This window comes from Bacillus sp. FSL L8-0167, assembly GCF_038630295.1.
In the GTDB taxonomy this organism is placed as follows: domain Bacteria; phylum Bacillota; class Bacilli; order Bacillales; family Bacillaceae; genus Bacillus; species Bacillus safensis.
In genome coordinates this window covers 382,375-397,011 of sequence record NZ_CP152027.1, presented here as the reverse complement: position 1 = coordinate 397,011, position 14,637 = coordinate 382,375, and the positions used below count along the sequence as shown (strand labels likewise).

Here is a 14,637-nt window from a genome sequence, read left to right as displayed (position 1 = left end):
CCTTTTTTGACAGGCAGGGCTGCCAATATGCACCCCTGCCTGAACTAAAGTTTACAAAACGGCTTCTCTATTTTTTTGATTAATTATCTTTTGGATCAGCTGGGCATTTTGAGCTGCACATTCTTTGTTTTTGAACATGTCAGCGTGCTCACCGTAGCCTTGATAATAGCGATAAGCACCGGTCGTCGCTTCTTCCCAATGATCCATCCAATCTGGAATCTCAATTTGCTCTTCTGATTGGATGAAATCAATATCTGCTTGTATCTTTCCTTGATTCACCCCCTTAACAAATGTTTCATAATAGGCCCTCGTTTTTTGAGCAAGCGCTTCTTGAACAAGCTCTTCTTGGGCAAGTTCACTTTGCTTTGATTGATGGACAATCGCTGCGATATCGTCATCGATGGATCGTCCTTCTAAATCACTTTCTCCAATTTTCTTATAGGAATCGATCATAATGACCTTTTCCACCGTCCGTCCTGCTTGTTCAAGCGATTGAACGAGCTCAAAGGCCAGATAGCAGCCGCCAGAGTAGCCCATCAAAGTCAGCGGTCCTTCAGGCTGAAGGTGCTGAATATGCTGAACGTATTGCGTCATGCGGTGATCAGCTTCAATAAAGTCAAAGGCGATCAAACGAACGCTATCAAGCGTTTTGGCGGCTTCCTGATAGATAAAGCCGTAGCCAGGTAATGGCGGAAGAGCAAAGACTGTTGAAGTTTGAGATTCATTGAATACAAGATAGCCGGCAGCTTCATGATCCTGCTGTTGAATATAACGGCTGATGGCTTCAATTGTCGGCGTCTCAAACAGCAAGTGAATAGGCACCTGAACATCGAATTCCTTCGACACCTTTGATAAAAGCGACATCGCTTTTAAAGAATGTCCGCCAATCTCAAAGAAATGGTCATCTGTACTGATATCATCTCGTTCAAGCACTTCACGCCACATGACAAGCAGCTTTTGTTCTACCTCATTGGCCGGAAGCTTCACATGGCGGTTTCCTTGAGGCGCCTCTGGCTTTGGCAGCTGACGTTTATCAACTTTTCCATTTGGTGTCAGCGGCATTTTCTCAAGTCTGATCAGCTCATGAGGCTGCATGTATGCCGGAAGTTTCTCCTTCAGCCCTGACTTGATCACATCCACTTTGTCCTTCCACTCATCCTCACACGTCATATAGGCGAGCAGTCTTGTATGCTGCGACGAGCCATGCTGATCCGTTATAAGGGCAGCTTGCTTTACGCCTGGATGCATGAGAAGGTGGGCTTCAATTTCTGTCAGCTCAATTCGGTGTCCGCGAATTTTCACCTGATCGTCCACTCTGCCTGCATACTCAATCAGACCGTCTGCTCGAAAATAAGCCAAATCACCCGTACGATACAGCCTTTCTCCCGCAGCAAATGGATGTGTGATAAAGGCTTCTTTTGTCAGATCAGGACGGTTCAAATATCCCTTCGCAAGTCCTTTGCCGCTGAGACAAAGTTCTCCGACCATTCCAATCGGCTGAAGCTGTCCTTGCTGGCTCAATATATAAGCACCCGTTTGGTTAATCGGCTTTCCGATTGGAATAGAATAAGCTTCGATCGGCGGAGCTTCATCTACAGGATAATAGGTGGCGAAAACCGTTGATTCAGTTGGACCGTAGACATTGATTAGTCTGCCTTTCCCCATGACATCAAAGGCTTTTCTCACATGCTGTACAGATGCACGTTCCCCTCCGAACAGCACCTTGCGCACACTGCGCATCCAATCAGTTTCTTCATCAACGAGAAGATTAAATAAAGCAGTTGGAACAAACATGACAGAAATGCTTTCTCTTTTAATCAGCTCCGTCAGTTCGTGCATATCTAAAATGGTGTCTTTTTTCGGCAGGACAAGTTTTGCTCCGTTTAAAAGTGCCCCATATACATCAAAGGTAAAGCCATCAAATACGCTGTTGGATAGCGACAGCAGTGTATCTGTTTCTGAAATGGTTAAGTAGTTCGTATTTTTGACCACCCGGGCAATATTGGAATGGGTTGTCATGATGCCTTTTGGCTGACCTGTTGTGCCTGATGTATACATGATATATGCCGTATCGTGTAAACCTGCTTCCAGCGGCAGATTCTCTGAGCTCATTAGTGAAATCTCCTGATCATCTGCAAACAGATACGTGCCATCAAACGCGAGTCCCTTCGCCTGACCAATAAAGGATGAGTGAGTCAGAAGATGCGTTGCTCCGCTGTCTTTAAGCATGTATTGAATGCGGCTTTCTGGATAATCAGGATCAATTGGCACATAGGCTGCGCCTGCTTTTAAAACAGCAAGCAGACTGACAATGAGTTCAGGCGTTCGATCGGCTAAAATGGCGATGACCGTTTGATGTTCGGCTCCATTTTTCTGCAAATGCCTTGCCAATCGATTGGCCTGTTCATTCAGCTCGGCATATGTCATCGTCTGCTCTTCTGCTGATAGCGCCACTGCATTTGGCTGTTTGCGGACATTATGCTCAAACCATTTCGATAAATACAGCTGGTCATGCTCAAGCTCAGGTGCATTCCATTCCTCAAGAATCAGCTGTTTTTCCTGTTTTGTGACGAATGGGAGTGTATGAACCGATTGATCGGGATGCTTGACCGCCTCATTGATCAATAGGCTGAGCTGTTCCTTTAACGTGTGAACAAATTGAGGATCAAACGCTCTTTGGTTAAAGGCAAGCTTCAATAGTAATTCTTCTCCAGGCGATGCGAGCAGATTGAGATCATAGTTTGATTTTTCATAGACATTCATGTCCTCCACCGTGAACCCTAACCGTGCCTCTTGCTCGTCCTTCTTTGCAGCTGGGACATTTTCAAACACGACAATATGATCAATGAGCTGCTGCTGACCTGTCTTTGCTTGAATATCATAAATCGGAATATATTGGTGCGGCTCGGCTGCAAGAGACTGCTGCTGTGTTTCTGACAGGAGCGCACGAAATGTCATGTGATCTGTCAGCTGAATTCTTCTTGGGATGACATTGATGAACAAGCCAACCATCCTGTCAACGCCAGCCAAATCTGCCGGACGTCCTGACACAACTGTTCCAAACAGCACATCATTTGACCGCTGATACCTGCTCAGCAGAACCGACCAGACTGATTGAAGCGCACTGCTTAACGTCGCATTTTGCTGCAGCGCTAACTCTGATAAAGCGGCCGTTTCTTCTTTGCTCATGGACCATTCAATTTCGCCTAATTCATGTTCATTCGTCTGTTTCCGCTGCTCTTTAAAGGTCGATTGTCCATCAAACCCCGCTAATGATTGCTGCCAATATTGAAGTGATGCTTGCTTATCTTGTTTTTCCAGCCACTTTATATATTCTTTATATGGTTTGACCGGCGCTAACTTGTAAGGGACGTCATGTAAAAGTGCATGATAAATCGCAAATAACTCCTGCACCACAAGTCCAAAGCACCAGCCATCCAGAAGGATATGATGATAGCTCCATATCCAGCGATAGCTGGCAGGGCCCGTTTGGAAAACAGACGCCCGCATGAGAGAATCCTTCGAGAGGTCAAATCCTCTCAGCTGATCCTGTTGTTTGAATTTATCTATACGTTCAAGCTGTTCGTCTTCAGAAAGATCTTGCAAGTCCACAACATCAAGTGTAAAAGGACGTTCTTTTAGTACAACTTGGACAGGGCGCTTTACTTTTTCGTGGAGAAACACGGTACGAAAAATATCGTACCGCTCCACGATGATATTCATGCTTTTCTCAAGTAAGTCATAACGCAGTGTGCCCTTAACGTTCATATCCATTTGCTCTACATAAAAGCCCTTTTCTTGATGATGGAGGGTATGAAACAGCATTCCTTCTTGCATCGGTGACAGATAATACATGTCTTGAACTTGATCCCTTTTAAATTGACTCATCTATTTCATCCTCCCTTCCTTTTTTATGATTCATCTCGTGTTGTTAAGTCAATTTCTCCTCAAGCATGTCAAAAATGTCGTCCATTTCATCCATTTCAAGGTCAGCCGCAGAGAAGTCACTTGGCGTAAATTCCCGTTCTTGCTGCGCTAAGCAATGGGTGATGATGGATTGAATTTTCCCCTTCAACAATGCCATGAACTGCTGTATCGTCTGTTCTTCATATTCACGTGCACAATAGGAACAAGATAAAATGAATCGATTTTGTTGAACAAGACCACTAAGGTTCAGCTTATAAACAGCTTCCGAATCAGGGCTTGCCTGTCGTCCCATATCATAAGTCGACGGTCCAAAGAGTTCTGTCGTCACTTCCTGATCAATCTGTCCAAGATAGTTCAAGCTGATTTCAGGATGTACGTGCTGCCCTGACGGTTCAGCGGCTGTCATGTATTTTAAGATCCCATAGCCGATTCCTTTATTTGGCACACGCCGCAGCATTTCTTTCGTTCCTTTAATAGCATCAGCTATGGTCTGATCCGGCTTCGCTTCAAGAACAACTGGATACATACTCGTAAACCAGCCAATTGTGCGAGAGACATCCAGCCCTGATAAAATATCCTCTCTACCATGACCTTCAAGCTGCACATGTACATGGGACTCACCTGTCCACTCTTGAACAGCAAGACCGAGAGCACATAAAAGAATATCGTTCATTTCCGTTGTGTACGGCAGATGAATATCGGTCAAAAGACGCTCAGTTTCTGTTTCTGTCAGCTGCATTTGAACCGATTTGGTTTCGGCAACTTTTCTTTTCGTCACTTTATGATCAACAGGTAATGCGGTTAATGGTTTGCTTTCAATTTCTGCCCAATACTCCTGCTGACTTTTTAAAGGCTGTGACTGTGCATAACGTTCAATGGCCTCTGCCCATTCTTTAAAGGAATGAGTTTTCAGCGGCAGGACAAGCTTTTGTCCCTGAACTGCCTGCTGATATAGAGACATAAAGTCCTCTAGTAAAATCCGGCATGAGACACCGTCAATGACTAAATGGTGTGTCACGATGAGTAAATGATCGCCATCTTCTGCATGGAAACAAATCACTTTCATTAACGGACCTGTTTCGAGGTTCAGCTGACGCTGATACTCATTGGAATATGTGGAAATAGCCTTTTTCACGTCGTGCTCTTTTGAGACATCATGAGAAATAATCGCCAGCGGTTCCATGAGCTCCCGCTGGTTGTATTGCAGGATGCCGCCATGTTCCTGCTTGTATACCATACGCAGTGCATCATGATGTGAAAGCAGTTTTTTCATGACTTGTTCTGTAATGGAAAGGTCAAATCCATTTGGTGCATGAAGCATCATCGAGAGATTCCAATGGTGCTGATCGCTGAATGCTCGTTGAAAGAACCAGCGTTGAATCGGTGTTAAAATGGCTTCTCCTTCGACAGGTGATTGGTCAGCTGTCATTTGATCAGCTTCCTCGATATATGGGCGCAGCTCCGCAATCGTTGGGTACTGGAATAGAAGTTTCATATCGAGTTTCCAGCCCGCTTGCGTGAGTCTGCTTGCCATTTGGATGCCTTTAATGGAATCTCCGCCAAGGAAGAAGAAGTGATCGTGAATGCCGACTTGGCTGACGCCAAGGACATCTTCCCAAATGCCGCAAAGCAGTGTTTCCACTTCGTCTCTTGGTGCTTCGTATACCGTTTGATTCGCTTCGATATCAGGTGCTGGCAATGCTTTGAGATCGACTTTTCCATTGGCCGTCATTGGAAATCGGTCTAGCTTTATGATCCATGCTGGCACCATGTATTCAGGCAGTGTGCGTTTCAGGCTTTCTTTTAAGTCCTCTGTATCGTTCTCCGTGATCACGTAAGCGGTAAGGGCGTCCTGATCACCCGCATCTTTGACCGTTGTCACGACCGCTTCTTTCACCGAATCCAGCGTCAAAAGCTGCGCTTCAATTTCTGACAGCTCAATACGGAAACCGCGGATATTGACCTGATGGTCTATTCTGCCGAGATAGATCAGCTCGCCATCCTCTGTCCATTTCACTAGATCGCCTGTGCGGTACATGCGCTCGCCTGGATAAAATGGATCTGGGACAAATCGTTTGTCGGTTTCTTCCGGAAGATTCCAGTAGCCTCTTGCCAGTCCTTTTCCTGCAATGACGAGCTCACCGGGTACGCCTGGCGGCGACAGGTCGTATAAAGAACCCATGATGTAAAAACGTGTATTGGCAATCGCTGTTCCAATCGGAATCGTGCCTTGTTCTGGATCGATGACTCCGCTTGTCGCTACGACTGTATTTTCAGTCGGACCGTAGTTATTCACGAGTTTGTATGGAACAGGCTTTACCTGTTTCAGCTTATCTCCGCCTGTTAGTAAATAACGCAGAGAATGGTTGTCCATTGACATAAACTGCTCGCATAGCTGGGTCGGCAGGAAGGCAATGGTGATGCCTTTTTCATTGAAATAAGCATTGAGCTTGATCATATCGAGGCGAATCGCTTCGTCGATAATGTGCAGCTCTGCGCCGGCGATCCACGTCGGGAACATCTCCCAAATGGAAGCGTCAAAGCCAAAGCCGGCATATTTCGCAGTTCGATCGTCTTTCGTCACTTGGAACGCATCATTGTGCCAAAATGCAAGATTCATAAGGGACTGGTGCTCGACCATGACACCCTTCGGCTGTCCTGTCGTCCCGGACGTGTAAATCATATAAGCGAGATCTGTTGGCCTCACATGAACCTGAATCTCGTGAGCTTCTCCTTCTACCGCATCTTCTATGAACAACACATGACCTGTAAATGAAGGTGGTGCAGTGAGTCCTTTTTGCATTAGAAGTACCTCTGCCCCGCAGTCTTCCAGCATGTACGCAATGCGCTGCGCTGGATAATCTGCATCAATCGGAACAAATGCCGCACCTGCCTTGAGGACACCAAGGACAGCGGCTGTCATATCAAGAGATGGGCGGGTGAGAATACCGACGCGGTCTCCTGGTTTTGTGCCGTTTGCGATAAGTCTTGAAGCGACTACATTCGCCCGGCTGTTCAGCTCTTTATACGTCCAGCTCGTTCCGCAGAAGACCACTGCTTTTTGGTGCGGTGCTTCTTGTGCCTTAGCCTCAATCAAGGCATGAACGGTTTGATCTAACGGAACGTTGAGGTGTGGTCCTGACCATTTATTGATCAGCTCTCGTTTTTCCTCTTCAGTTATGAGAGATAGCGCTGAAATTGGCTGATTCAGCTTAGCCAGCATATCGTCTATGATTTTTTCAATATACATGCTCCAGCGCTGAATGGTGCTCTTTTTAAACAGGGCCGCCGCATACTCAAAGCGCAAGCCCACTTGGTCATTTTCTTCAAATACACCGAGCGTTATATCAAATTTTGCATGAACGGTATCTTGCTGCTTTTGCGACAGCTTGAGTCCATTCAAATCCGGTAACGTCAGGTCACGGTCATCTGTTGTCAGCATGACACTAAACAATGGATTGCGGCTCGTGTCTTTCGGAAGATCTAACTGAGCCACCAATTCCTCAAACGGGAATTCTTGATGTTCATAGGCTGACAGGCTGCGATCTTTCATTTTTTCAAGCAGCTGCGCTGTTGTTTCTTCTGGCTGCACTTCGTTTCGAAGAGCCAGTGTATTGACAAACATGCCTGGAACCCGCTCGATTGAAGCATGCGTACGTCCTGCGGTCACAGCGCCTATGACGATATCTGTCTGCCCAGTTAATTTGGAAAGGAAAATGGCAAATGCCGTTTGCATCACCATGTTCAAGCTCACACCTTTTTCCGCCATGAGCGTTTTGATGGACTGCACCTTTTCAGCAGGCAACCATCTATCGACTCGCCCTCCTTCAAATGACTGAACTTGAGGACGCGGAAAATCAAGGGGCAGTGCTAAGTCTTCCGGCGGCTGTGCATATTGCTCCAGCCAATACTGCCGCTGTTTCTCAAGCAGCGCCTGCTGCTTTTCTTCCTGCTGCCATACTGCAAAATCCTTGTAATGCAGCTGAACTGGCGGTAACGTCTTTTTCTCATACAGCTCTGCGAGTTCTTGAATGAGCAGACTGCGTGTGACACCATCTGCAATGATATGGTGCATATCCATCATGAATACATATTTCTCATCAGAAAGCTTCGCCACTTTTGCCCTCATTAATGGTGCTTGATGTAATGAGAATGGTGTAATGAATGACTCGACGACAGACTGCTCCTGATCGCCTTCTATTTCATCAACCTCTAATGTAAACGGTACTTGGCGATAGACCTTTTGAACGGGTACGCCGTCAATTTCTACAAAGGCTGTCCGAAGTGATTCATGTCTGTCGATCAAGGCTTGAAGCGCTGCTTCCAGCTGCTTTACATCAAGACTGCCTTCCATCATTAAAACGGCTGGCATATGATAAGTGACTGCTTCTGGATGCAGCTGCTGCAGGACATACATACGCTTTTGAGCAGAAGAGACAGGATAGAAATCTTGCTTTTCCGCCGGCTGAATGGATGTCACCACTGAAGAATCCGTTTCTTCCAAGTAGGCTGCCATCGCCCGTATGGTTGGCTTTTCAAAAAGGACTTTGAGCGGCACATGCTTGTTCAGCTTCGCTTGCACCTTCGAAATGAGCACCATGCCCTTGAGGGAATGACCTCCCAATTCAAAGAAATGGTCAAGAACGCCCATTTGTTCAACTCCAAGAACTTCTGACCAAATGTCACACAGCGCCCGCTCAAGTTCCGTTTCTGGTGCCACATGCGCCGTACGGTTCATATGCACCTCATGCGGAAGCGGCAGAGACTTCGCATCCACCTTTCCGTTTTGGGTGAGTGGAATGTGATCGACTTTCACAAAATACGTTGGAATCATATAATCCGGCAGTGTCTCCGCAAGATTTTCTCTAAACGTCAGTGTTCCAATGTGTTCAGGCGCTGTGTAATAGAGTGCAAGCTCCGGCAACCCGGACAGGTGCAGGACTTTTACATAGACTTCTTGAATAGATGCCAGTGCACGTGCGGCATGCTCAATTTCCTGTTTCTCAATGCGATAGCCGCGGATTTTCACTTGATCGTCGACTCGTCCAAGAAACTCAATATCTCCATTTGCATGCTGTCTGACCAAATCCCCTGTGCGATACATTCTCTCTTGAGGATCATATGGATTTTCAAGAAAACGTTCCGCTGTTAATTCAGGCTGATTCAAATATCCTCTCGACACGCCTTCTCCAGATATATAAAGCTCTCCCGGCGCGCCATAAGGGACAAGGCGCTGCTGCTGATTGCATACGAGCGCTCTTGTGTGAGCAATTGGCTGCCCGATCAAAGATCGTTCCTTCAAAGCGTCCAGCTCTTGCGTTGTGATCAGCTTAGTCACTGTACCAATGGTTGTCTCAGTCGGACCGTAATGGTTCATGACTGCCACGCATGGATGCTGCATCATAAATGTCTCAACATCCTCAGGGATCACCGGTTCTCCTCCAAGTACCACCAGACGTAAAGCGTCAAATGAATGTTCCTTAGAATCTGCCATCATATGAAATAAGGATGGTGTCATTTTGATATAAGTCAGCTCTTTTTCATCAATCAACCGCATCAGACGTACAGGGTCTGTATACACGTCTTCACGAGGAACATAGAGTGTCCCCCCTGCTTTTAAAACAGGGAAAATGCTTGTGTAACCAAGATCATATGCATAAGAAGAAAGCAGTGCCGTCCGATCACATTCCTGCAATGTCACCTCATTTATCAGCCAGCTGACATAGTGTGATAGATTACGATGCGTGAGCTGTACACCCTTCGGCTTCCCCGTTGTCCCAGATGTGTAAATCACATAAGCAAGCTGATCAACCGATACTTCCGGCAATTCTAGTGGATGGCTTTGATGCACTGCTTGTTCAACCTGCACCACTTGAATCGATTTATGATTTTGATAGGAATCTGCTAGAGACTCATTTGTCACGATGACTTGTGCACCTGAATCCTCTAATGTGTAGCGGATTCGTTCAGCCGGAAAGGCTGGATCAATCGGAACAAACGCTCCTCCTGCTTTCATCACACCGAGCATAGAGACGATGACATAGACAGAGCGGTCAAGAATCAGTGCCACAGTTTGTTCTTTCTCTACGCCTCGTTTTTTAAGCTCACAGCTAAGTGCATATGACATATCCTCAAGCTCGCGGTAGGTGAGTTTTCTTTTATCATCCATGATGGCGATAGCATCCGGTGTTTCCTTCGCCTGACGCGAAAATTGGACATGGAATGGCTCATGACGATTCGTCTGCCCTTCGGTTTTTTTCTCCAGACGCTCTATTTGTTCATGCTGATCTAGTATATGGAGCAAGCCGATCTGTTCCTCTGGATGACGAACCGCCTCACGAATAATCGCCAGGAGGTGAGTTCCGAACCTGCGGACGGTCTCTTCTTTAAATAACGCCGCTGCATAGTCAAAGCTCAGCTTTAATGCTCCCTCGCGTTCAAATGCTTCTAAAGATAGATCAAATTTGACCGAGTGATGCTGAATGGCATAAGGCGAAATGTGCAGATCGCCGAGCTTTAGCGCCGGTACCTCCATGTTCTGCATGTTAAATGACACGCTAAAAAGCGGGCTCCGAGTTGTATCACGGTCTAATGGAAGATGTGCAATTAACTCTTCGAGCGGATAGCTTTGATATGCAAAAGCGTCAACACTTGTTTCTTTTATTTCTTCAAGCAGCTGTAAAAATGTTTTGGTTTGTTCTGGTTTTCCGCGCATCGCAATGGTGTTGATAAACATCCCCGGCATGTCCTGGATATCAGGGTGTGTCCGTCCAGCGACAGGCGAACCCACAATGATATCTTCCTGCCCGCTATAGGAGGCAAGAAGCACTTGAAAGGCAGATAACAAGAACATATACATGGTCGTATCGGTTTTCTGAAGCAGTTCATGAATGCGCTGAGTCGTTGCTTGATCACAGCCAAACATGAATCGTTCTCCAGTAAAATCACGTTCCGCTGGACGCGGATAATCAGTTGGCAGCTCTAAAACCGGTAAATCTCCTTCAAATTGCTTCAGCCAATACGCTTCATGCTCCTTCTGTTTCTCCGTTTCTTCTTCACTTAGCTGCCAGACAGCGTAATCTTTATAATGAAGGGCTCGTTCAGCAAGAGCTTCTCCATCGTAGGCCTTCGCCAAATCTTGAATGAATGTCTTCATGGAGCTGCCATCTGTAATGAGATGATGTGCTTCCAAGACGAGAAGATGACGGTTCTCACTGACCTTCAGCAGCTGAGCTCGCAAAAGGGGTGCTGCTGTTAAATCAAATGGCAATTGACGTTCAGTAAGAAATGCCTCCGCCTCTTCTTCCTTGATGTGATGAACAGGAAGGTCAAATTCAGTCCATTCATGCACCCTTTGGACAATGTCTTCCCCGTTCATATGAAAGCTCGTTCTTAAGATTTCATGTGTTTGGATTAACTGATTAAATGCTGATTTGAGCCGCTGATATTCGAGTGTTCCTTCAAGCGTTAAGACGATCGGAATATGATAATTCGTGCTGTCAGGTTCAAGTGTCTGCAAAATATATAAACGGCGCTGAGCTGGTGATACCGGATATTCGTCCGCCTGCTCTGCTGGCAAAATAGGATGTCCGGCTTCTTCTTGACCATCCTGATCGATGTAAGCCGCTAATGAGCGAATCGTCGGCTTCTCGAAAATCACTTGAATCGGCACTTCCTTTTGAAGCACTTCTTGAACCTTTGCAGACATCATCATCGCTTTGAGCGAGTGCCCGCCAGCCATGAAGAAATGCTCGTCTACCCCAACCGTTTTCCCAAGAAGCTCCTCCCAAATGTCAGCGAGTGCCTTTTCTGTCTCAGTCTCAGGCAGAATGATTTTGATCTCCTCGCGATGCACTTCGTCAGGCTTAGGTAAAGCTTTTCGATCTACCTTCCCGTTCGATGTCAGCGCAAAGGTATCCAGCTTCATCACATGGTGCGGCACCATATAAGCTGGCAGTTTTTGATTGAATACATCTCGTACCTCTTCTTCTGTCAGTGACCCTGTGAAGTAAGCGATGATTTCCTTTTCATCTGAAGAAAGCTGCTGAACAAGTACAACTGCTTCATCTATCCCCGCTTCTTGGTGAAGCACTGATTCAATTTCACCAAGCTCAATACGGAAGCCACGAATTTTCACCTGATCATCGGCACGGCCGAGGAATTCAATCTGACCATCTGCACCATATCTAGCCAAGTCCCCCGTTCGATACATCCGTCCTGACGGCTTAAAAGGATCTGCCATGAATACTTGATCAGTCAAATCTGGACGTTTGATGTACCCTCTTGAAACACCATCCCCGCCCACATACAGCTCTCCTGGGGCTCCAATTGGCTGAAGTCTTTGATAGTCATCTAAAATATAAGCTGACGTATGATTGATCGGCTGACCAATTGGGATCGGGCCCGCTTCATCTCCTCTTACTTCGTAAATGGTCGAGATGGTTGTATTTTCAGTTGGGCCATAGACATTCAGCAAGGTAATTGACGGATGATGCTTTTTCACAAGCTCCGCACTTTTTACATTGATCACATCACCGCCGGTGAATAATGTTTTTAACCCTTTGAACATTTGCGGCCGCTGCTGAGCGAGCTGATTAAATAAACCAGTCGTTAAAAAGAGCGCTGTGATCTGATGTGTTTGGATAAATTGTTCGAATCGGTGAATATCCAATAAAGTATCACGGTCAACAGGATAAAGCGTCGCCCCATTCAGAAGCGTAGTGAAGATTTCAAGGGTAATCGCATCAAAGCTGACAGCTCCTGTATGCGCCATACGATCCGACGTGTTCAAGCCTATTTTTTCCTGAGAGCATGCTAACCTCACAATATGCTGATGCTCAATTTGAACTCCTTTTGGCCGTCCAGTTGATCCCGATGTGAACATGATATATGCCAATTGAGATGGAGACGTCTCGACTGATAACTCCGCTTGTGAGTGATGAGACAAGCCGGTCACACAAACAGCTTTGATGCTTTCATCAACTGGCGGCTGGCTGTCAGCATAGAGCAAAACGGATACGCCGCTGTCTTCAAGCATCCAACGGATTCTCTCCTCAGGCTGAGCTGGATCAATCGGTACATAAGCAGCCCCTGCATGTAAAATGGCCAAAATAGAGATCACCGCATCTGCTGATCGGTTCATATATACCGCGACAGCATCCCCCCGCTGAACGCCGTTTTCTACAAGGCTGCTCGCTAAACGACGGATTTCCTGTCCAAGCTCTTCGTATGTGAATGTTCGCTCGCCTTCGACTAATGCCGGATGGTCAGGCTGCGCCTTGATACGTTCATCGAGCAGCTCAGGAATGGACAGATGCTTCGGATAATCTCGCTCCGTCTGGTTCCATGCTTCAATCTGCTGCTTTTCTTCTTCTGTAATACATGTCACTTCATGAAGACGTACGTCAGGATTGTGAATGATTTGCTTCATGAGGTTGGTCAGATGTTTGGATATGTTTTCAATGATCTTTTCTTCAAAAGCCATCGCATTGTATTTGAATTTCAATGTCCACGTTTCACCAGGATAGACAAGGACGTTGAGATCGAAATTCGTTTGTTCAAATCCGTCCTTTACATCAATGGCAAAACCGAGACGTGCAGACATGGTGTCACCGGACAGCTCCTGATCTAAAGGATAGTTTTCAAACCCAACCAAATGATCAAAGAGTTTTCCTCCAGCAGCCGTTTTCTGCTGAATGTCATAAAGCGGCATAAAGTCATAGTTTTCCGCTTCCAGTGCATGCTGTTGAACCGTTTGAAACAGCTGTTTGAAAGTCTGCTCCTGATCCAATGTCACCCGAACAGGTATCGTATTGATAAACAGCCCTGCCATGCGCTCAATCCCAGACACACTTGGAGGTCTGCCTGATACGACTGTTCCGAATGTGACATCATCTGCTGCATGATAGGTGCCTAAAAGAACGGACCAGACAGCCTGAAAAAGGTTCGGTGCTGTCACTTGGCATTGTCTTGCCGCATCTTGAATGGCTTGTACGGTTTGAGCGTCCCATGTAAACGTCCATTCCTGATGGTCATATTGTCCGTTCGCTTCTTTTTGCTGCAGCAGCCCTTGGTGCTGAACAGCACCATCCAGCCGCTCCGTCCAATAGTCTTCCGCTTCTTGTTTGTTTTGCTTTCCAAGCCACTGGATATAGTCCGCATAAGGCTTACCTTGTGAGCGATCCGGTGTTCGGCCGTTCCGATAAGATTCATAGTAATGAAACAGTTTTTTCATCAACACACCCATGGACCAACCATCCATAATAATGTGATGGTTGCTCCAAATCAGGTGCCAGTTTGTTTCATTTAATTGAAAAACAGCGACTTTCAACAACAGATCATTCGTTAAGTGAAATCCTTGCTTTCTCACTTGCTTTTTATATTGATCCAATACCTTTTTCTGCTCTTGATGATTCAGATGAGATAGATCTTCTCTATACACATTTAAATGACGTTCAGCCAGTACAACCTGACGAGGCTTTTGTAATTGCTGATAAACAAAGGCTGTACGCAGAATGTCATATGTCCGTACGAGTTCATTGAGACTCTTTTCAAAAAGATCGAGATCAAAATCTCCGCTTATTCCAAGCTCAAGCTGTGTGAAATAAGAGGAGGAATTAGGGTCTAGCATGGCATGATACAGCATGCCCTCTTGCATTGGTGTTAAAGGATATACCTTTTGAATTTTCTGCTTGCTCATAAGTCCACCTC

General features: G+C 46.1%; 2 protein-coding genes. Both read right to left on the bottom strand.

From position 1 onward, the window contains the following. Positions 1–51 precede the first annotated feature (51 nt). Complete coding sequence (locus MHB66_RS01995; protein WP_046313863.1) at positions 52–3,888, bottom strand: non-ribosomal peptide synthetase; 3,837 nt, start codon at positions 3,886–3,888, stop codon at positions 52–54. 43 nt (positions 3,889–3,931) lie between these two features. After that, the gene (locus MHB66_RS01990) at positions 3,932–14,626 is read right to left on the bottom strand and encodes a non-ribosomal peptide synthetase (protein ID WP_251180356.1); all 10,695 of its coding nucleotides are present in this window, start codon (positions 14,624–14,626) and stop codon (positions 3,932–3,934) included. Positions 14,627–14,637: the final 11 nt, after the last annotated feature.

Coding starts and splice junctions, on each gene's coding strand:
- MHB66_RS01995 (WP_046313863.1), bottom strand. CDS start 3,888: ATGAGTCAATTTAAAAGGGATCAAGTTCAAGACATGTATTATCTGTCA.
- MHB66_RS01990 (WP_251180356.1), bottom strand. CDS start 14,626: ATGAGCAAGCAGAAAATTCAAAAGGTATATCCTTTAACACCAATGCAA.